We start from the raw sequence: 19496 nt of genomic DNA, 5'->3' as shown, positions 1-19496 counted from the left end.
CCCCCCCCCCCCCCCCCCCCCCCCCCCCCCCCCCCCCCCCCCCCCCCCCCCCCCCCCCCCCCGCCGGCGTCCGGGACGCGGCTCAGGTGGCCGCGGCCACCTGCGGCGTCAGCGCCTTCATGTTCTCCAGCCGCGCGAGGACCTGGGCCTGCAGGGTCGCCACCGCGGGGTCGGACTGACGGCGGGGGTGGGGCAGGTCGACGGTGATCTCCTCGAAGATCCGGCCACCGGGCTGCAGCACGATGATCCGGTCGGAGAGCTCGACGGCCTCCACGACGTCGTGGGTCACGAACACGACGGTCTTCTTGGTCCGGGCCCAGATGTCCTGCAGCTGGGCCCGGAGCTCGCGGGCGGTGATCGCGTCCAGGTGGCTGAACGGCTCGTCCATGATCAGCAGGTCGGGCTCGACCGCGAACGCCCGGGCGATGCCGACGCGCTGCTGCATGCCGCCGGAGAGCTGGCCGGGGTAGAAGTCCGCGTGCTTGGCGAGGCCCACCATCTCCAGGTACTTGTCGACCCGGCGCCTGGTCTCCTCGTCGTCCTTGTCCTGGACGTAGAGCATGTTCTGGCGGACGGTGCGCCAGGGGAGCAGCCGCGCGTCCTGGAACACGTAGCCGAGCCGCGCGGGCCTCCCCTCGTCGCTGGTGAGCTGGAGCTCCCCCGAGGTGTGCGGTTCCACGCCGGAGATGATGTTGAGCAGGGTGCTCTTGCCGGAGCCGGAGGGGCCGACGATCGAGACGAACGTCTGCCCGCGGACGTCGAAGTTGATGTGGTCCAGCACCCGGTTGCTGCGTGCGGTGCCGGCGCCGAAGGTCTTGCAGAGGTCCTTCACTGCCAGGACGGCCATGGTCGTGCCTCTCGCATGTCGTTGCGTGTGGGAGGAGGGGGAGGGAGGGGTGGTGCCGCGCGCCGCGGCACCACCCCGCGGCTCAGTGCGCCGCGTCCCGCCAGCGGAACGCCCGCCGGGACAGCCGCTCGAAGATGAGCTGGTCGAGGACGATGATCACGCCCACGAAGAGCACGACCCACGCGGCGAAGCCGGCGAACTGGTTGGCGTCGTACCAGTAGCGGGCGCGGTAGCCGGCGCCGCCGGAGCCGCCGAACCACTCGGCCAGCAGCACGCCGTTCCAGCCCATGATCACGACGAACCGGATACCGGCCATGACGTAGCCCATGACCGCGGGCAGGACCAGCTCCCGGACCCGCCGGCCGACCGGGACGCCGTAGGAGGACGACATGTCGCGCAGGTCCCGGGACACCCCGAAGACGCCCTGCGCCACGTTGACGATCATGAACGGCACCGCGGTCAGGAACGTGGTGACGATCGGCGAGGTGTGCCCGAAGCCGAACCACATGACGGTGAGGAAGGCCCACATGATGGCGGGGATGGAGAGGGCGACCATGACGGGGCTCTCCAGGAACGCCCGCGCCATCGGGGACAACCCCATCAGCACCCCCACGAGGACGCCGACGACGATCGACAGGGCCACGCCGACCCCGAACCGGTAGAAGGTGTCGGCGAAGTTGCCGAAGACCTCCCCGCGGCGGAACTCCTCGACCAGCGAGTCGACGACCGCGGCGGGCCCCGGGATCCGCTCGAACAGCGCGGCGAGCACGAGCCAGAGCACGAAAGCGGCCACGTAGAACGTGATGCGCGCCGCCCGGTCGGAGAGGAGCCGACGACGCCACGTCGGGCGGGGCCGTGCGACCTCCTGCGAGGACGTGTGCGGGGCCAGGGTGTCGGTCACTTCGCGGCCCTCTCTTCCGGTCGCCAGGCGAGGAGACGGTTCTCCAGCTTGCGGAGCACCAGCCGCTCGATGATCAGCATGAAGACGATGAACAGGGCCATCCAGGCGATGACGCCGGTGATGTTGAACAACTGGTACTCGCTGCGGATCTGGAAGCCCACGCCGTTCGTGCCGCCGAAGACCTCGGTGAGGGCCTCGACCTTCCAGGCCACCGCGAAGGACATGCGGACCGCCGCGAAGACGTACGGCACGATCGTCGGGACGAAGACCTCCCGGCGGATCTGCCGGGGGGAGCGCCCGAACGCCTGGCTCATCTTCACCAGGGACTGGTCGACCCCCCGGATGCCCTCCGCCACGTTGATGGCGACGTAGGGCGTGGACACCAGGGCGACGGCGAGGACCGGGCCGAGGTTGGAGAGGCCGAAGATGATCAGCGAGAGGACGGCGTAGGTGAGCGCCGGGATGGTGCCGGCGACGGTCACGCCGTCGTGGAAGAACGCCCTCCAGTAGTTGTAGCGGCCCATCAGGTACCCGACGGGCGCACCGATCAGGACGGCGACACCGAAGCCGGCGAAGGTCTTCAGGACGCTGGCCAGGAAGTCCGACACGAGGGCACCGCTGGCGACGATGTCCCACATCTCGACGGACACCTCGAGCGGGTTCGGCAGCGTGCCGAACGGGAGGTAGTACGCGGCCACCTGCCAGATCAGCAGCAGGGCCGCCCACCCGGCGACGAGGAGGGCGAGGCGCTTGCGCTTGTTGCGCGCCGACGCCTTGCGGGCGAGCGCCTCGCCCTCCTGCCAGGTGACCGCGGGCGCCACAGGCGGTTCCGTGATCACGGGGTTGGTCATGGAGTGGTCCCCCTCGGGAGGTGTGGCCGGGTCAGGACGTCGGCTGGAGGGTCGTGAAGCTGGGCTCCTCGGCGCCCTCCTCGACGAAGCCGGTCTCCCGCATCAGGTCGAAGACCTCCTGCTCGCCCTGGACCCACTCGTCGTCGAGGAACGTGGTGGGCACGAACCAGTCGAACCGGTTGTCGAGCCAGTCCTGCAGGAACGCCATCTCCTCCGGCGTCCGGACCGCGAAGTCCTCGGGGTAGGCGGCGATGATCTCGTCGCGGTGCTGCTGCCACTCCTGGATGCCGCGGTCCCACAGGGAGATGAGGAAGGTCGCCTCGTCCTTGTTCTTCTCCACCCACGACTCGCGGGCGACGAAGACGTTGGTCTGCGGGTGGGTCACGTCGTCGGGGTTGCTGCTGTAGTTCTCGGCCCACATCTGCGCCGCCGACTTGGCGTCGTACAGCGGCGTGATCTGGTTGGTCGACAGCTCGGGGATGGCGAAGTCCGGCAGGCACAGGCAGGCGTCGGCGTCGCCGCGCGCCACCAGGCTGGCCAGGTTCTGGATGTCGGTGACGACCAGCTCGAAGTCACCACCGCCGGCCTGGAGGTCCAGGTCGCACATCTCCTTGGCGTACATGCCCCAGATCAGCGTGATGCTGACCGCGGTGAACGTCGCGATGCGCTGGCCCTTGAGGTCGCAGATGGTCTGCGCGGGGTTGCCGGCCTGGACGGCCAGGATGCTGCGGTCGGTGTTGTAGGCCCCGAAGACGGTGGCCGGCTCGCCGGTCGCCTCCGCCAGCTCGGGGACCTCGTAGGTCGCGGCGGAGATGACGTCGGCGTGGCCACCGGCGTAGACGCCGAACTCGTCCCAGGACGACGAGGTGAGCACCTGGACGCCGGCCTCCTCCTCCATCTCCTGCTTGATGCCCTGGTCCTCGAGCCACTTCCAGACCGGGTCCGGGGCCATGACCATGTTCACGACGCCGTTGGCGTCCTGCGCCTCACCAGCGGCCTGACCGGATCCGCCGCCGGAGGCGCAGGCCGTGGCGGTGACCGCCAGCGCGGCCACGCCGGCCACCAGGCGCAGCTTCCCGGCCCGGGTGCCGCCTGCTCTGTTCCCCATGGGTTCCTGCCTTCTGGTCGGGGACGCGTCGCGCGTCCGTCGCACGGGTGCCGCCTCGTGGTGCTGCCGGCGAGGGACCGCCGGCCGGTGGAGCTCGGGCGCCGGTCGGGCTACCGGCCGGGGGAGCGGACCGGGGTGTGACCGAGACCACGTATACGGGCAGGAACTGTGCACGGCACGGTGTGCATACGTCAAGCACTCGGCGATCAGGACCGCGAGCCAGGCCGGGCCCCGGACCGGCGCAGGGACAGGTGTCCGACCGGACCGACGTCCGGCACCACTCGCCTGACCTGGGTCTTCACCGACACGGGAGCCGGGGGAGGTGCCGGTGGAGCGGTCCACTGCCCGGACGCCGCTTGACATGACTAGGTATGCACAACACGATGCAGGCCCCGACGTGACCTGGAGCACACCGATGATCAGGCAGCTGAAGAAGAGGGCCTCCGACGGCGCCCCACGGCAGGGGTCACCCGAGGTGGCCGAGGTGGTGGCGCGCGTCATCGCCGACGTCCGCGACCGGGGGGACGCGGCGGTCCGCGAGTACTCCGAGCGGTTCGACTCCTGGTCCCCCGAGGACTTCCGACTCGGCCCCGAGCAGATCGAGCGCATCGTCTCCGGCGTCGACCGCGAGGTGGTGGAGGACCTGCGGACGGTCCAGGCCAACGTCGCGGAGTTCGCGCGGCACCAGCTGGACTCCATGCGCGAGATCGAGGTGGAGACCCAGCCGGGGGTCTTCCTCGGGCAGAAGCACCTGCCGATCGCGGCGACCGGCGCCTACGTCCCCGGCGGCCGGTACCCGCTGACGGCCTCGGCCCACATGACCGTGGTCACCGCGAAGGTCGCCGGCGTGGAGCGGGTGACCGCGTGCACGCCGCCCATCCGCGGGCAGGTCCCCGCGGCCACCGTCGCCGCCATGCACCTGGCCGGGGCCGACGAGATCTTCCTGCTGGGCGGGGTCCAGGCCGTCGCCGCGATGGCCATCGGGACCGAGACGATCGGCAAGGTCGACCTGCTGGCCGGCCCGGGCAACGCCTACGTCGCCGAGGCCAAGCGGCAGCTGTTCGGCGAGGTCGGCATCGACCTGTTCGCCGGTCCCACCGAGATCCTCGTGGTCGCCGACGAGAGCGCCGACCCGTTCGTCGTCGCCGTCGACCTGCTCAGCCAGGCCGAGCACGGCCCGGACTCACCGGCGGTCCTCATCACCACCTCCGAGGACCTCGCCCGCGAGGCCATGGCGCACGTCGAGCGGCTGCTCCCCGGCATGCCGACCAACGACATGGCCGGGCCGGCGTGGCGGGACCACGGTCAGGTGCTCGTCGTGGACGACATGGACGAGGCCTTCGGGCTGGCCGACGAGTTCGCCAGCGAGCACGTCCAGATCCTGACCGAGGAGCCGCGCCGGGCCCTGCAGGAGATGCGCAACTACGGTGCCCTGTTCCTCGGGGAGGGGACCTGCGTCTCCTACGGGGACAAGGTCATCGGCACCAACCACGTCCTCCCCACGCGCGGGGCGGCCCGGTACACCGGCGGCCTCTGGGTCGGCAAGTACCTCCGGACGGTGACCTACCAGGAGGTCACCGACCGCGCGGCCAGCGCCGCCCTGGGCGAGCTGTGCGGCCGGGCGGCGCGGATCGAGCTCTTCGAGGGCCACGCCCGCTCCGGTGACGTCCGCGCGGCCAAGTACGCCGGGGCCGAGCTGCCCTGGGCGCCCGACGTCTACGCCCCCGTCAACTGACCGACGCACCCCCCGACCGAGAGGACACCATGTCCGGCCGCACCGTCGACATCCACGCCCACGTGTTCACCCCGGCGTGTCAGGAGCTCGTCAAGGGCCTGATGGAGCCGCAGTACGAGCCCTTCTCGTACTGGGCAGGGGCGGAGACCAACGACTACCAGCCCAAGCACACCGCCGAGATCATGCCCAAGCTGACCGACGTCGACGTCCGGCTGGCCGACATGGACGCCATGGGCATCGACGTCCAGGCCATCTCGGTGGCGCCGCCGCAGTACTACTACTGGACCGACGTCGAGCTCGGCCGGACGCTCGCGCGGATGCAGAACGAGAACCTGGCCTCCATCGTGGCCGACCACCCCGACCGGTTCGTCGGGCTGGCCACGGTCCCCCTGCAGGACGTCTCGTCGGCCGTGGAGGAGCTCGAGCACTGCGTCCGCGAGTACGGCTTCCGCGGCGTGGAGATCAACACCAACGTCTTCGGTCTCGACCTCGACGACCAGCGGTTCCGGCGCTTCTTCGCCAAGGCCGAGGAGCTCGACGTCGTCGTCCTGCTGCACCCGAACGGCTTCACCCACGGTGAGCGGCTGCAGAAGTACTACATGACCAACGTGATCGGGAACCCGCTGGACACCACGGTGGCGATCAACCGGATCATCCACGGCGGGGTCCTCGAGGAGCACCCGGCGCTCAAGCTCTGCCTGGTGCACGGCGGTGGCTTCCTGCCCTTCTACTCCTCGCGGATCGACCACTCCTACGAGCTGCGACCCGAGGGCCGGCACCACATCACCCGGCCACCGAGCACCTACCTCAAGCAGGTCTACGTCGACTGCCTGGTGTTCGACTCCGTCCACCTGGAGTTCCTCGTCCAGCAGATGGGGGCCGACCACGTGGTCATCGGCACCGACTACCCCTTCGACATGGGCCATTACGACCCGCTGGGGCAGATCGACGGGGTCCGGGGCCTCAGCGACGAGGACCGCACCCTCATCCGCAGCGCGACCGCGGCCAAGCTGCTGAAGCTGGACGGCTGAGGCCCGCCGTGGACGTCGCCGTCATCGGGCTGGGCTGGTGGGGACAGAAGGTCCTCGACGAGCTGGCCGGCAGCGAGACCGTCCGGCCGGTGCTGGGGGTCGACCCCGAGCCGGCCGGGCGGGAGCGCGGCGCGGCGCGGGGGCTGCCGACGACGGCCGACCTCGCCGAGGCGCTGGCCGACCCCGCGATCGAGGCCGTGGTCCTGTGCTCGCCGCACCGGTTCCACTCCGCGCAGATCGTGGCCGCGGCCGAGGCCGGCAAGCACGTCTTCTGCGAGAAGCCCTTCAGCACCACCGTGGCCGACGCCGACGTGGCCCTCGCGGCCGTCGCGGCGGCCGGTGTGCAGCTGGGCGTCGGCCACGAGCGGCGCTTCGAGCCACCGGTGGTCGAGCTCCGGGAGCGCTGCCGCGCCGGCGAGCTGGGCACGCCGCTGGTGTTCGAGGGCAACTTCAGCCAGGACAAGTTCCTCGCCCTGCCCCCGGACAACTGGCGGCTGTCGAGCGTGGAGGCGCCCGTCGGCCCGCTGTCGGCGACCGGCATCCACCTCGTGGACCTCGCCGTCGGGTTGCTCGGTGAGCCGGTGGAGGTGTGGGCGCGACTGGCCACCCGCGCCACGTCGTTCGGCAACGGCGACACCCTCACGGTGACCCTCGGCTTCGCCAGCGGGGCCACCGCGAGCATCACCGCCATCCTCACCACGCCCTTCATCGGGCGGATGTGCCTGCTCGGCTCGGAGGGGTGGATGGAGATCCGCGACCGCGCCCACCCGGAGTCACCGGCCGGCTGGGACGTCACCACCCGCCACCGGGACAGCGAGCCGACCACCCGGTTCGTCCCGCCCAGCCCGGCCGTCCGCGACAACCTCGAGCGTTTCGCCGCCGCGGTCGCGGGCACCGCCGAGTACCCGATCCCCCCGGCGGAGGTCCGCGCCACCGTGCGCGCGTTCGAGGCGATCACCCGGTCGGCGCTCAGCGGGGCGGTCGAGCGGGTCCGGTGACGGTCGCCGGACCCGGGGCGGACGCCGCGCCGCCTTGGGTCCGGCGACGAACGACCGGCCGGCGAGGTGTCGCCGGCCACATGGCGGACCGGTGGGCCGCCCGAGACCATGCCCTGTCCCACCGCTGCACCACCGCACAGCCCGTCCCCAGTGCCCGTCCCCAGTGCCGAGGAGAGCGCATGCAGATCATCGACCTGTCCCAGGACATCTACGAGGGGATGAAGGTCTACCCCGGTCACCTGAAGACCGTGCAGTTCGAGCACGCCACGCACGAGGAGACCGCCCCACGGTTCGAGGGCGGCTTCTCCTTCCAGACGACCGGCTTCATCCTCAACGACAACGGGCCCACCCACGTGGACTCCTTCTCCCACCTGGACCCGGCGCCCGGCGCGGAGACCATCGACCAGATGCCCCTGGAGCTGTTCTACGGCCCGGCGGTGTGCCTGGACGTCACCGGCTTCGAGCCCCAGACCGACATCACCGCCGAGGACCTCGACCGCATCGAGTCGGAGTCCCCGGTCGAGGTGCAGCGCGGGGACATCGTGCTGTTCCACACCGCGACCTGGAACCGCTACGCCGGCGACAAGCGCTACCTGACCGACTTCGCCGGACTGGGGGAGTCGGCGGCGGAGTGGATCGTCCAGCGCGGCGTCAAGACCTTCGGCGTGGACAGCCCCACCCCGGACAACCCGGCGAGCAAGACCTACCCGATCCACATGATGTGCCGGCGGGAGCACATCACCCACTACGAGAACCTGGCCAACCTCGACCAGGTGGTCAACCGCCGGTTCACCTTCGTCGGGTTCCCGCTCAAGGTCCGCGGGGCGCACGGCGGCCCCACCCGCGCGGTGGCCCTGGTCGAGTGACCGAGCCGCAGGGCACCCCGGTCGTCGCCGTCCTCGGCACCGGCACGATGGGTGCCGGGATGGTGCGGTCGCTGGTCCGCGCGGGGATCCCCGTGCGGATGTGGAACCGCGACGGCAGCAAGGCGCGGGCCCTGGCCGGCCCGGGAGCCCAGGCCCTCGGCTCCCCGGCCGAGGCCGCCGACGGCGCCGACGTCGTGCTGACCATGCTGTTCGACGCCGGGGCGGCGGTCGACGCGGTCCGCCGGGCCGCGCCGGCCGCCGGCACCCTGTGGCTGCAGTGCTCGACGGTGGGCATCGAGGACGTCGACCGGCTCCAGGCCGTGGCCCGCGAGCTCGGTGTGGTGCTGGTCGACAGTCCCGTCCAGGGCACCCGCAAGCCGGCCGAGGAGGGCGCGCTGGTCCTGCTCGCCTCCGGTCCGGACGACGCGCGCGACCGGCTGGCACCGGTGTTCGAGGCGTTGGGCCGCAGGACGCTGTGGGTGGGGGAGGCGGGCGCCGGGACCCGCCTCAAGCTCACCTGCAACGCCTGGGTGCTGACCCTCGTCGCCGGCGTGGCGCAGTCGGTGGCCCTGGCCCAGGGGCTGGGGCTCGACCCGCGGGACTTCTTCCGGGTCCTCGAGGGCGGTCACCTGGACGCCCCGTTCGCCCGGGTCAAGGGCGCGGCGATGATCGAGCGCGACTACGAGGTGTCCTTCGCCCTCCCCGGGGCGACGAAGGACGTGCAGCTCATCCGGGCCGCGCTGGGGACGGCCGGGGTCTCCGACCGGCTGGCGGCCGCGGTCCTGGCGGCGCTGGAGACGGCGGCCGAACGCGTCGACGACCCGGCCTCGGTCGACATGGCCGCGCTGATCGAGGGGCTGCCGGTCGAGCCCCGGTGAGCCGCCGGGCCCGGGCGCGGGCCGGTGACGACACCGGCCGGCTCCCGCGCCCGGCGCCGGTGCTCAGTGGTGCCGGCGGCGGTGCTCGGCGAGCACGTCGAGCCCGAAGTCGGCCTGGGGGTCCCGCCACACCGAGTGCGCGTGGTTGGCCCCCCGGGCGGTGTTGTCCCACTCCACCAGCAGCCGTGGGGCCTGCAGCCGGTAGTAGTGCGGCTCCCCGGGCTCGAGCGGGCCCGCCCACGCCAGGTGCACGCGGTCGAGGTCGACCTCCGGCGCGAGCCCGTCGGGCACCCGGCCGACGTAGGCGCCGAGCAGGGTCTGCAACAGGGCCCGCTGCTCGCCGTCGAGCTCGGTCGCCGACAGCCCTCTCGGCTCGGCGGTCAGCGCCAGCCGGCGGTGGTCGGCGGCGTCGAAGCCGCTGGCGGCCTCGGCGCCCTCCGCCATGCGGGTGACCCGGTCGAGCAGGCGCGGCTCGGTGAACCGCTCCCGCCAGATGTCGGGCAGCTGCAGCATCTCGTCGCCCTCCCCGATCCGGGGGCGGTTGGCGCCGACGATGTCCGAGGGGGCCCGGTCGAGCAGCACCGCGGCCTCCCGCAGGTCCGGCGGGAGCGACCGGACCAGCTCCCGGGCCAGGTCCTCGGCCGTGCCCAGCGGCCGCAGGTCGGCCCCGCCGAGCAGCGGCGCGGACGCGGGGTCGGCACCCAGGAAGCAGGGGGTCACCGACCGGACGCTCCCGTCGACGACGAGGTTGTTCAGCGACACGTGGTGGCCGCCGAACCGCCAGCCCCACGGCCGGTCGCCGCCGGGGGTGCCGAAGACGCGCAGGTAGTACAGCCCGGGATCGCGACCGCGCTCCCGGCCCCAGTCGACCGACCAGCCCTCGAGGTGGTCGAGCACGTTCTCCCAGCCGATGACGGTGGAGACCGTGACGTAGCCGGCGGTGGACAGGCCGCTGGCGACCAGCCGCATGGCCAGTTGCTGCTGCGCGGGGCGCTGCCGGCCCAGCGGGAGGCCACCGTGGTCGGTGGGGGTGTAGTACCAGCGCAGCCGCTCGGCCTCGGCCGCCTCGTCGTCGGGGCCGGGCCAGGAGGCGAGTTCGTGCTGGTCGGGGTCCAGCGTGTCGAGCCACGCCGTGGCGGCCTCGGCCATCGCCTCGGCCACCTCGCGGGCCGCCGTCCGCGCCGTCGCCTCACCGGTCGTCGTCATGCCCCGAGACCGTAGGACCTGCCGGGGCGGCGTGGTTTACTCGTCGTGATGCACCCCACCGGCCTGCTCATTATCCCGTAGCGCGCAGTCACCTCTCGACCGCGCGCAGACCTCCCGTTCCCGGGGGGTCTTTTTCGTGTTCGGGCCGTTGCCGACCAGCCCCCGGAGAACCGATGACCCTCCACGCCGATCCCGCCACGGACTTCCACGTCTTCGACACGACCCTGCGCGACGGCGCGCAGCGCGAGGGGGTGAGCTACTCGGTCGCCGACAAGCTGGCCGTCGCCCGGCTGCTGGACGAGATCGGGGTGGGCTTCATCGAGGGCGGGTGGCCCGGCGCGCTGCCCAAGGACACCGAGTTCTTCGCCCGTGCCCGCACCGAGCTCAAGCTCCGCCACGCCCAGCTGGTCGCCTTCGGCGCGACCCGCAAGGCCGGGATCCGCGTGGCGGACGACCCGCAGGTCCGTGCCCTGCTCGACGCCGAGACGCCGGTCGTGTGCCTGGTCGCCAAGTCCGACGTCCGGCACGTCCGCGAGGCGCTGCGGACGACGCTCGAGGAGAACCTGGCGATGGTGCGCGACACCGTCGAGTTCTTCGTCGGCCACGGCCGGCGGGTGTTCCTCGACTGCGAGCACTTCTTCGACGGCTACCGGGCCGACCCGGACCACGGCGTCCGCGTGCTGGAGGCCGCGTTCGGGGCCGGCGCTGAGGTCGGGGTCATGTGCGACACCAACGGCGGGATGCTGCCGATGGACGTCGGGCGGATCGTCGCCGAGGTCCGGTCGCGGGTCAGCGGCCGGCTCGGCATCCACTGCCAGGACGACACCGGCTGCGCGGTGGCCAACAGCCTGGCCGCGGTGGAGGCCGGCGTCACGCACGTGCAGGGGACGGCGAACGGCTACGGCGAGCGGGCCGGCAACGCGGACACCTTCGTCCTCGTCGCGAACCTGGTGACGAAGATGGGCCTGCCGGTGGTGCCGGCCGAGTGCCTGCCGGAGCTGCAGCGGGTCAGTCACGCGATCGCCGAGCTGGCCAACATCGCCCCCGACGACCACCAGCCCTACGTCGGCGCCTCGGCCTTCGCGCACAAGGCCGGTCTGCACGCCAGCGCGATCAAGGTCAGCCCCGAGCTGTACAACCACCTGGACCCGGGGGTCGTCGGTAACGACATGCGCATCCTGGTGACCGAGATGGCCGGCCGCGCGTCGGTGGAGCTCAAGGGCCGCGAGCTCGGCGTCGACCTCGACGGCCACCCCGACGCGATCGCCCGGGTCGTCGACCAGGTCAAGGTGCTCGAGGCCGACGGCTGGTCGTTCGAGGCGGCCGACGCCTCCTTCGAGCTGCTGCTGCGCGCCCAGTTGCCCGACGCCCCGGCGCCGCTGTTCGAGCTGGAGAGCTACAAGACCTCGGTCGAGCACTGGGGCAACGGCGTCGTGGTCAGCGAGGCCACCGTCAAGGTGCACGTCGACGGCGAGCGGATCATCAGCACCGGCGAGGGCAACGGCCCGGTCAACGCCCTCGACAACGCGCTGCGGCAGGCGCTGGTGAGCCGCTACCCGCAGCTGGCCGGCGTCTCGCTCGCCGACTACAAGGTCCGCATCCTCGGCTGGAAGGGCGGCACCAGCGCCACCACGCGGGTGCTCATCGACAGCACCGACGGGGTGGGGGAGTGGACCACCGTCGGCGTGCACGACAACATCGTCGAGGCGTCCTGGCACGCGCTGGTCGACGCGCTCACCTACGCCGTCCGCCACCGCGCCCCGGTGCGCGCCGGGCAGGTCTGACCGGCACCGGGCGATGACCAGGTGACCTGGTCGTCGAGCGTCCCCCCGCACCGTGGGCGGTCGGGGAGGACGCGTCGGGACCAGGTCACCTGATCGTGGCGCCGCCTACGACCGGGGCGTGACCTCGCCCATCGGGCCGAAGCCGCTGACGTCCGGGGTGTCGATGTAGATGATCTGCGGCTGCTCCGCGACCAGGTCCGACATCCAGTCGAAGGCGGCCTTGGCGTGCGGGGTGGCCACGTGCGAGGCGCCGGCCTCGGAGTCCCGGAAGCCCTCGATGCAGACGAAGGTGTTCGGGTCCAGCACGCTGCGGGACCACTCGAAGAACAGGCTGCCCTCCTCGGCGTTCACCGCCGCGGCGTACTCGTCGGCCTTGGCCCGGAACTCGTCGATCCGGTCGGGCCGGACGGGGAACTTGATGACGATCAGGATCACGGCTCTCTCCTCCGGTCACAGGGGTCGGGACGACGATGTCAGAGCGGGTCGGTGACAGAGCGCGTCGGTGTCAGAGCGGGTCGAGGCGGCGGCGCAGCAGGCAGAACGGGTTGCCCTCGGGGTCGGCCAGGACGTGCCACTCCTCGTCGCCGGTCTGGCCGACGTCGGCCCGGGTCGCCCCGAGGGCCAGCAGCCGCTCCAGCTCGGCGTCCTGGTCCCGGTCGGTGGCGTTGACGTCGAGGTGCAGCCGCGGCTTGCCCGGACTCGGGTCCGCGACCCGGCCGAAGACCAGGGTCGGCGCCGGACCGCCGAACCCCGCCTCCGGGCCGATCTCCACCTCGTCCCGGTCCCGGGAGAGCACGCGGTACCCCAGGACCTCCGCCCACCACCCGGCCAGGGCCTCGGGGTCGCGGCAGTCGACGACGATCTCGCTGAGCCGGCACGCCATGGTCCGACCGTAGGGCCGTGGCGCCCTCGGCGCGGGTCAGTAGCCTCGGTGCGTGCGCATCGTCCGTTTCGCCTCGCCCTCCGGCATGTCCTTCGGTGTCCTCGACGGCGACGGCCAGGTCGCCCAGATCGAGGGACACCCCTTCGGCACCATCTCCTTCACCGGCCAGCGGTTCGCCCAGGCCGACGTCCGGCTGCTCTCGCCGATCCTGCCGAGCAAGGTCGTCTGCGTCGGGAAGAACTACGCCGCGCACGTCGAGGAGATGAAGACCGGCGACGCGCCGAAGGAACCGCTGCTGTTCCTCAAGCCGTCGACGTCGGTCATCGGCCCCGGGGACGCCATCCGCATCCCGCCGGGCAGCACCAACGTGCACCACGAGGCCGAGCTCGCCGTCGTCATCGGCGCCCGCGGCGCCCGGCACGTGAGCCCCGAGCAGGCGCTGTCGAGCGTCTTCGGCTACACGATCGGCAACGACGTCACCGAGCGGGACATGCAGCGCAGCGACGGGCAGTGGACCCGCGCCAAGGGCTTCGACTCCTTCTGCCCGCTGGGCCCCTGGATCGAGACCGACCTGGGGGCGCTGGGCAAGGACCCCGCCGACCTCGGGGTCACCTGCACCGTGGACGGCGAGCTGCGCCAGTCCGGCCGCACCAGCCAGCTGCTGTTCGACACGCCGACGCTGATCTCCTACATCTCGCAGGTCATGACCCTGCTGCCCGGCGACGTGGTGCTCACCGGCACGCCGTCCGGCGTCGGGCCGATCCGGCCCGGCCAGCACGTCGAGGTCACCATCGAGGGGCTGGGGACGCTGGCCAACACCGTCTCCGGCGCCGACACCACCTCCACGGCCGGCGGCGCCCGGTGACCGCTCCGGGGACCGGCGTCCGCACCCGCTTCTGCCCGTCCCCGACGGGCACGGTCCACGTCGGCCTGCTCCGGACGGCGCTGTTCAACTGGGCGCACGCCCGGCACACCGGCGGCACCTTCGTCTTCCGCATCGAGGACACCGACGCCGCCCGGGACTCCGAGGAGTCCTACCGGCACCTGCTCGACAGCCTCCGCTGGCTGGGCCTGGACTGGGACGAGGGCCCGGAGGTCGGCGGACCGCACGGTCCCTACCGGCAGTCGGAGCGGCACGAGGTCTACCGGGAGGTCGCCGCCAAGCTGCTGGCCGCCGGCCACGCCTACGAGTCGTTCTCCACCAACGAGGAGGTCGAGGCCCGCCGGCTGGCCGCCGGGCAGGACCCCAAGCTCGGCTACGACAACGCCGACCGGTTCCTCACCGAGGCGCAGAAGGCGGCGTTCCGGGACGAGGGCCGCCAGCCGGTGCTGCGGCTGCGGATGCCCGAGGAGGACCTCGTCTGGACCGACCTGGTGCGCGGCGAGGTGCGCTTCGCGGCCGGGTCGGTCCCCGACTTCGTCCTGGTCCGCGGCACCGGCGTCCCGCTGTACCCGTTCGTGAACCCCGTGGACGACGCGCTCATGGAGGTCACCGACGTGCTGCGCGGTGAGGACCTGCTGCCCTCCACGCCCCGGCAGCTGGCCCTCTACGCGGCGCTCACCGACATCGGGGTGGCGCGGTACACCCCGCGCTTCGGCCACCTGCCCTACGTGACGGGGGAGGGGAACAAGAAGCTGTCCAAGCGCGACCCGCAGTCCAACGTCGACGTCTACCGGGAGCGCGGCTTCGTCCCCGAGGGGTTCGCCAACTACCTGGCGCTGCTGGGCTGGTCGATCGCCGAGGACCGGGACATCTTCTCCATGGCCGAGATGGCCGAGGCCTTCGACGTCACGCGGGTCAGCGCCAACCCCGCCCGCTTCGACCTGAAGAAGGCCGAGGCGATCAACGCCACGCACCTGCGGGCGCTGCCGGTCGAGGAGTTCGTGGCCCGCGTCGTGCCCTTCCTCGCCGGCGCCGGCCTGGTCAGCGACCCGCCGACGGCCGAGCAGGAGCGGGTGCTGACCGCGATCGCGCCGCTGGCCCAGGAGCGCGTGGTGGTGCTCTCCGAGGCCGTCGACCTGCTGCGGTTCCTGTTCGTGGAGGACGTCGCGATCGACCCGGCCGCCGCCGCCAAGCAGCTGGCCGGCCCGGAGGCGGCCGAGGTGCTCGACGCCGCGGCGACCGCCCTCCTCGAGCTGCCCACCTGGGCCACCGGCGACATCGAGGCGGCGCTCAAGACCGCCCTCGTCGACGGCCTGGGCCGCAAGCCGCGGCAGGCCTTCGGGCCGGTGCGGGTGGCGGTCAGCGGCCGCACCGTGTCCCCGCCGCTGTACGAGTCGATCGAGCTGCTCGGCCGGGACCGCACGCTGGCCCGACTGGCCGCGGCCCGGGCGTCGGTCCCCGGCTGATCGGCGATGCCGTGACCGTGCCGCCGGGCTGGCTCCCGGGCCCGCCCGGACCCGCGGACGACGAGCCCTACACCGGGCCGCCGCCGACGGGGCCCTACGGGGCGCCGCCGTTCGTCCCGGGGGCGGTCCACGGGGTGCACTCGCTGCCGGCCACCGGCGCCGCGGCGGGCCCCGTGCCCTGGCCCCTGGGGCCGGTGCCGCTGCAACAGGGGCCGCACACCGCCCCGCCGGGACTCCCGCCCGGCGTGCGCTGGGCGCCGCCGCCGGGCACGCCGCCGCACGACGTGCCGGTGCCGTACCTGCAGGCGATGCGCTCGCGGGACTGGCGCTGGTGGCGTCCGCTGCTCGGGCTGCTGCTGGTCGTCGTGGTCTACACCGTCGCCGCCACCGTGGTGCTGCTGGCGGCGCTGGTCACCGGGGCGTTCCCCGACCTCCAGCTGCTGGACCTGGTCGACCCCGGCGTCCTGCTGATCACCAACCTGTCGCTGATCGTGGCGATCCCGATCGTCTGGCTGGCGTGGGTCGCGGCGCACGGGATGCGACCGGGCTGGTCGTCGTCGGTCGTGGGGCGGCTGCGCCGACGGCTGTTCCTGCCCTTCACGCTGCTGTCCCTGCCCACGCTCGGTGCGGGGATCCTGCTCAGCGTCCTGCTCGGGTTCCTCACCGGGGCCGGCGAGGTGACCGGCCCGGTGGCGTCCTACGGCTGGCTGCTGGTGGTCGTGGTGCTCACCACGCCGTTGCAGTCGGCGGCCGAGGAGTACGTCTTCCGCGGCTACCTCAGCCAGGCGATCGCCGGGTGGATCCGCGCGCCCCGCGCGGGGGCGCTCACCGCCGCCGTCGTGACCGCCGCGCTGTTCTCCGCGGCGCACGCGCCCCCGGACCTCCTCACCTTCCTCGACCGGTTCGCCTTCGGCCTGGCCGCCTCCGCCGTCGTGTGGCTGACCGGCGGTCTGGAGGCGGCGATCGTCCTCCACGCGGTCAACAACGTGCTGGCCTTCCTGCTGGCCGGAGGGCTCGGCGAGGGCGTCACCACCGAGGCGGTGCCGGCGGGGACGGGGCTGGTCGTCGTCGCCGTCGACCTGCTGGCGATGGCCGGCTACGTCGTCCTCGTGGCCCGTGCCCGGGGGCGGCTGCGGCCCGAGACGCTCACCCCGGCGCTGGACCTGCGACCACCGTCACCCCGGGGGGTGGCGAACCCGCCGCAGAGCGTCGGGTATGGTGGTCAGCAGCGCCGCGAGGTGCAGCACGACCCTTGGGGTATGGGGTAATTGGCAGCCCGACGGATTCTGGCTCCGTTAGTCTAGGTTCGAGTCCTGGTACCCCAGCGAGGAAGCTGTTCTGTCCTGGGAGCAGCGGACCTCAGAGCACCACCGCACGGCCCCGTCGTCTAGCGGCCCAGGACGCCGCCCTCTCACGGCGGTAGCGAGGGTTCGAATCCCTTCGGGGCTACAGCAGGGGAGACCCCCTGGCCATCCGGCCAGGGGGTCTCCTCCGTTCCGGGGCAGGTGCGCTCGTTGGGCCGGTGCGCGACCCCGGTCGGGGGCGTGGCAGGATGGTGGGTGCACGGCCCCGTCGTCTAGCGGCCCAGGACGCCGCCCTCTCACGGCGGTAGCGAGGGTTCGAATCCCTTCGGGGCTACAGCAGGGGAGAGCCCCCGGCCACACCGGCCGGGGGCTTCCGCCGTCCAGGGGCCGGGTGGTCGCCCGAGCAGGCGCGGGACTAGCGTCTGGGCGCCGCTCACGGTCGGTGACGGGCGGCGGGAAGGCGGGAGTGCACGTGATCCGGACGAGTCGTCGGCTGGCCGACGGCCGGGAGATCCTCTACTTCGACGCAGGCTCTGCGGCCCCGGGACGGACGGCGGAGGACCCCCGCGACCTCCCGCAGGTCAGCACCCGCTCGCAGCTGCGGTGGGACCCGCTGCTCGGCGAGTGGGTGGTCCTGGCCTCGCACCGGCAGACGCGGACCTTCCTCCCGCCGGCCGACCTGTGCCCGCTGTGCCCGACCCGGCCCGACCGCGAGCCCACCGAGGTCCCCGAGGCCGACTACCAGGTCGTCGTCTTCGAGAACCGCTTCCCGTCGCTGGCGACCGCGGTCGAGCGCGACGTCCCCCCGACGGCGCCCGGTGCGCCGCTGACCGAGCTGCGCCCGGGCTTCGGCCGGTGCGAGGTCGTGGTCTTCACCAGCGACCACGACCGCTCCTTCGCCACCCTCGGCGCCCAGCGCGCCCGCCTGGTGGTCGACGTGTGGGCCGAGCGCACCGCGGAGCTGTCCGCGACCGAGGGCGTGGAGCAGGTCTTCGTCTTCGAGAACTCCGGCGAGGAGATCGGGGTGACCCTCTCCCACCCGCACGGGCAGATCTACGCCTACCCGTTCGTGACGCCCCGGGTGGAGAAGGTGCTGGCCTCGGTCGAGCGGCACCGGGCGGGGACCGGCGGGGACCTGTTCGCCGACCTCCTCGCCGCCGAGCGCAGCGGCCCGCGCGTGGTCGCGGCCAACGACCACTGGACGGCGTTCGTGCCGGCCGCGGCCCGCTGGCCCTACGAGCTGCAGCTGTTCCCGCACCGCCGGGTCCCCGACCTGCCCGCGCTCAGCGACGAGGAGCGCGACGCGCTGGCGGAGGTCTACCTCGACGTCCTGGGCCGGTTCGCCCACCGGTTCGACACCCCGATGCCCTACATCGCCTCCTGGAACCAGGCGCCGGTGGGCCGCGGACGCGAGGACTGGTGGCTGCACCTGCAGCTGTTCTCGCTGCGCCGGGCGCCGGGCAAGCTCAAGTACCTGGCCGGCTCGGAGTCCGGGATGGGCGCGTTCATCAGCGACACCACGCCGGAGGACGTCGCCGAGCAGCTGCGGAACGTGGAGGTGACGGGCGAGTGAGCAGCGCAGGCAGCGCCGTCGAGCGAGCCCGGAAGGCCTTCGCGGAGGCGTTCGGCGGGGAGCCCGAGGGGGTGTGGGCCGCGCCGGGCCGGGTCAACGTGATCGGCGAGCACACCGACTACAACGACGGCTTCGTGCTGCCGGTGGCCCTGCCGCACACCACCCGCGCCGCCGTCAGCCGCCGCGACGACGGCCTGGTCGCCCTCGTCTCGACGCAGCACCCGGGCGACCGCGTGGAGGTGCCCGTCGCGGAGCTCGCGCCGGGCCGCCCGGGCGGCTGGGCCGGCTACCCGGCCGGGGTCGTCGACGCGCTGCGGGACCGGGTGCCCGGCGGGGTGAGCGTGCTGGTCGACGGCGACGTCCCGGCGGGCATGGGCCTGTCGTCATCCGCCGCCCTGTCGTGCTCGGTCGCCCTGGCGCTGCGTGACCTGGCCGCACCCGACCTCGCGGTCGCCGACCTGGTCGACGTCGCCCGGCGGGCCGAGAACGACTTCGTGGGTGCGCCGACGGGGATCCTCGACCAGTCCGCGTCGCTGCTGTGCACGGCGGGCCACGCGCTCTTCCTGGACACCCGCGACCGCAGCTGCGAGCAGGTGCCCCTCGACCTCGCGGCCGCCGGCCTGGAGCTGCTCGTCGTCGACACCGGGACGACGCACGACCATGCCACCGGCGGATACGGGGACCGCCGCCGGGAGTGCGAGCAGGCCGCCGAGCGGCTCGGGGTGGCCGCCCTGCGCGACGTCCCGGACGTCGCCGCCCTCGCCGCCCTGGACGACGGCACGCCCGAGGGAGCGGTCCTGCTGCGGCGCGCCCGGCACATCGTCACCGAGAACGCCCGTGTCCTCGACGTCGTCGCGCTCCTGCGCGGGACCGACGGTCCGGGGGCGATCGGGCCCGTGCTGACCGCGGGGCACGCGTCCCTGCGCGACGACTTCCAGATCTCCACGGTCGAGCTCGACACCTGCGTGGCCACCGCGCTGGAGGCCGGCGCCCTCGGGGCCCGCATGGTGGGCGGCGGTTTCGGCGGCAGCGCCATCGTGCTCGTCGACGCGGCGCTGACCAGTGACGTCGCGACGACGATCACGGGTCGATTCGCGCAGGAGGGGTACAGCGCGCCGCGGACCTTCGCTGTCGTGCCGTCTCCGGGGGCCCACCGGCTCAGCTGAGCCCGTCCCACCCGAC

Annotated in this window: 18 protein-coding genes and 3 tRNA genes; 14 read left to right on the top strand and 7 right to left on the bottom strand. The window is 73.0% G+C overall.

The genetic code is table 11. The features are described 5' to 3' along the window. Positions 1 to 82 precede the first annotated feature (82 nt). The 4 genes from ACI79C_RS14840 to ACI79C_RS14825 all read right to left on the bottom strand — a co-directional run bounded on the left by ACI79C_RS14840 (position 83) and on the right by ACI79C_RS14825 (position 3707). The gene (locus ACI79C_RS14840) at positions 83 to 847 is read right to left on the bottom strand and encodes an ABC transporter ATP-binding protein (protein ID WP_456946425.1); all 765 of its coding nucleotides are present in this window, start codon (positions 845 to 847) and stop codon (positions 83 to 85) included. 82 nt (positions 848 to 929) lie between these two features. After that, positions 930 to 1748, bottom strand: coding sequence for an ABC transporter permease (locus ACI79C_RS14835; protein WP_456946424.1), 819 nt, complete (start codon positions 1746 to 1748; stop codon positions 930 to 932). Next, positions 1745 to 2599, bottom strand: a complete 855-nt coding sequence (locus ACI79C_RS14830; protein WP_456946423.1) for an ABC transporter permease — start codon at positions 2597 to 2599, stop codon at positions 1745 to 1747. The genes ACI79C_RS14835 and ACI79C_RS14830 overlap by 4 nt, the downstream gene beginning before the upstream one ends. A gap of 31 nt (positions 2600 to 2630) precedes the next feature. Beyond that, on the bottom strand, positions 2631 to 3707 hold the full coding sequence (locus ACI79C_RS14825; RefSeq protein ID WP_456946422.1) for an ABC transporter substrate-binding protein: 1077 nt from the start codon (positions 3705 to 3707) through the stop codon (positions 2631 to 2633). A gap of 415 nt (positions 3708 to 4122) precedes the next feature. On the opposite strand from ACI79C_RS14825, the gene hisD reads away from it, so the two are divergent. The 5 genes from hisD to ACI79C_RS14800 all read left to right on the top strand — a co-directional run bounded on the left by hisD (position 4123) and on the right by ACI79C_RS14800 (position 9215). Next, positions 4123 to 5442 carry a histidinol dehydrogenase gene (gene hisD / locus ACI79C_RS14820; RefSeq protein WP_456946421.1) on the top strand — a complete coding sequence of 440 codons (1320 nt, stop codon included), beginning with the start codon at positions 4123 to 4125 and terminating at the stop codon, positions 5440 to 5442. 29 nt (positions 5443 to 5471) lie between these two features. Beyond that, entirely contained in the window at positions 5472 to 6473 is a 1002-nt protein-coding gene (locus ACI79C_RS14815) for an amidohydrolase family protein (RefSeq protein WP_456946420.1), read from the top strand. Positions 6474 to 6481: 8 nt separating this feature from the next. Then, on the top strand, positions 6482 to 7471 hold the full coding sequence (locus tag ACI79C_RS14810) for a Gfo/Idh/MocA family protein (protein WP_456946419.1): 990 nt from the start codon (positions 6482 to 6484) through the stop codon (positions 7469 to 7471). Positions 7472 to 7650: 179 nt separating this feature from the next. After that, on the top strand, positions 7651 to 8337 hold the full coding sequence (locus ACI79C_RS14805) for a cyclase family protein (RefSeq protein ID WP_456946418.1): 687 nt from the start codon (positions 7651 to 7653) through the stop codon (positions 8335 to 8337). Beyond that, the gene (locus tag ACI79C_RS14800) at positions 8334 to 9215 is read left to right on the top strand and encodes an NAD(P)-dependent oxidoreductase (RefSeq protein WP_456946417.1); all 882 of its coding nucleotides are present in this window, start codon (positions 8334 to 8336) and stop codon (positions 9213 to 9215) included. Before ACI79C_RS14805 ends, ACI79C_RS14800 begins: the two co-directional genes overlap by 4 nt. Positions 9216 to 9278: 63 nt before the next feature. On the opposite strand, the gene ACI79C_RS14795 is transcribed toward ACI79C_RS14800, so the two are convergent. Continuing rightward, entirely contained in the window at positions 9279 to 10421 is a 1143-nt protein-coding gene (locus tag ACI79C_RS14795; RefSeq protein ID WP_456946416.1) for a DUF3500 domain-containing protein, read from the bottom strand. A gap of 173 nt (positions 10422 to 10594) precedes the next feature. On the opposite strand from ACI79C_RS14795, the gene cimA reads away from it, so the two are divergent. Beyond that, positions 10595 to 12205: a citramalate synthase gene (gene cimA, locus ACI79C_RS14790; protein WP_456946415.1), complete on the top strand. Its 1611-nt coding sequence runs from the start codon at positions 10595 to 10597 to the stop codon at positions 12203 to 12205. A gap of 105 nt (positions 12206 to 12310) precedes the next feature. Here the strand turns inward: cimA and ACI79C_RS14785 are convergent, their stop codons facing one another. Next, positions 12311 to 12640, bottom strand: a complete 330-nt coding sequence (locus tag ACI79C_RS14785; protein WP_456946414.1) for a putative quinol monooxygenase — start codon at positions 12638 to 12640, stop codon at positions 12311 to 12313. 70 nt (positions 12641 to 12710) lie between these two features. Next, complete coding sequence (locus ACI79C_RS14780; RefSeq protein WP_456946413.1) at positions 12711 to 13088, bottom strand: VOC family protein; 378 nt, start codon at positions 13086 to 13088, stop codon at positions 12711 to 12713. A gap of 52 nt (positions 13089 to 13140) precedes the next feature. Between ACI79C_RS14780 and ACI79C_RS14775 the strand changes: the two genes are divergently transcribed. The 8 genes from ACI79C_RS14775 (at position 13141) to galK (ending at position 19480) form a co-directional block, all read left to right on the top strand. Beyond that, the gene (locus ACI79C_RS14775) at positions 13141 to 13953 is read left to right on the top strand and encodes a fumarylacetoacetate hydrolase family protein (RefSeq protein WP_456946412.1); all 813 of its coding nucleotides are present in this window, start codon (positions 13141 to 13143) and stop codon (positions 13951 to 13953) included. Then, positions 13950 to 15437: a glutamate--tRNA ligase gene (gene gltX / locus ACI79C_RS14770; protein ID WP_456946411.1), complete on the top strand. Its 1488-nt coding sequence runs from the start codon at positions 13950 to 13952 to the stop codon at positions 15435 to 15437. The genes ACI79C_RS14775 and gltX overlap by 4 nt, the downstream gene beginning before the upstream one ends. A gap of 11 nt (positions 15438 to 15448) precedes the next feature. Continuing rightward, positions 15449 to 16705 (top strand): CPBP family intramembrane glutamic endopeptidase, encoded by a 1257-nt coding sequence (locus ACI79C_RS14765; RefSeq protein ID WP_456946410.1) that lies wholly within the window; start codon positions 15449 to 15451, stop codon positions 16703 to 16705. After that, a tRNA-Gln gene (locus ACI79C_RS14760) sits at positions 16691 to 16762 on the top strand. Before ACI79C_RS14765 ends, ACI79C_RS14760 begins: the two co-directional genes overlap by 15 nt. A gap of 51 nt (positions 16763 to 16813) precedes the next feature. Next, a tRNA-Glu gene (locus ACI79C_RS14755) sits at positions 16814 to 16886 on the top strand. A gap of 116 nt (positions 16887 to 17002) precedes the next feature. Then, positions 17003 to 17075: transfer RNA gene (locus tag ACI79C_RS14750), tRNA-Glu, on the top strand. A 138-nt stretch (positions 17076 to 17213) separates the two neighbouring features. Beyond that, positions 17214 to 18314 (top strand): galactose-1-phosphate uridylyltransferase, encoded by a 1101-nt coding sequence (galT, locus tag ACI79C_RS14745; protein WP_456946409.1) that lies wholly within the window; start codon positions 17214 to 17216, stop codon positions 18312 to 18314. Further along, positions 18311 to 19480, top strand: coding sequence for a galactokinase (gene galK / locus ACI79C_RS14740; RefSeq protein WP_456946408.1), 1170 nt, complete (start codon positions 18311 to 18313; stop codon positions 19478 to 19480). The genes galT and galK overlap by 4 nt, the downstream gene beginning before the upstream one ends. Positions 19481 to 19496: the final 16 nt, after the last annotated feature.

This window comes from Geodermatophilus sp. SYSU D00697 (assembly GCF_054050175.1).
This window is presented reverse-complemented; position numbering and strand designations above follow the sequence as displayed.

Bases quoted from the DNA above. Each gene is read 5' to 3' on its own strand.
- ACI79C_RS14840 (WP_456946425.1), bottom strand. From the start codon at position 847: ATGGCCGTCCTGGCAGTGAAGGACCTCTGCAAGACCTTCGGCGCCGGC.
- ACI79C_RS14780 (WP_456946413.1), bottom strand. From the start codon at position 13,088: ATGGCGTGCCGGCTCAGCGAGATCGTCGTCGACTGCCGCGACCCCGAG.
- ACI79C_RS14815 (WP_456946420.1), top strand. From the start codon at position 5,472: ATGTCCGGCCGCACCGTCGACATCCACGCCCACGTGTTCACCCCGGCG.
- hisD (WP_456946421.1), top strand. From the start codon at position 4,123: ATGATCAGGCAGCTGAAGAAGAGGGCCTCCGACGGCGCCCCACGGCAG.
- ACI79C_RS14795 (WP_456946416.1), bottom strand. From the start codon at position 10,421: ATGACGACGACCGGTGAGGCGACGGCGCGGACGGCGGCCCGCGAGGTG.
- ACI79C_RS14830 (WP_456946423.1), bottom strand. From the start codon at position 2,599: ATGACCAACCCCGTGATCACGGAACCGCCTGTGGCGCCCGCGGTCACC.
- ACI79C_RS14825 (WP_456946422.1), bottom strand. From the start codon at position 3,707: ATGGGGAACAGAGCAGGCGGCACCCGGGCCGGGAAGCTGCGCCTGGTG.
- ACI79C_RS14805 (WP_456946418.1), top strand. From the start codon at position 7,651: ATGCAGATCATCGACCTGTCCCAGGACATCTACGAGGGGATGAAGGTC.
- cimA (WP_456946415.1), top strand. From the start codon at position 10,595: ATGACCCTCCACGCCGATCCCGCCACGGACTTCCACGTCTTCGACACG.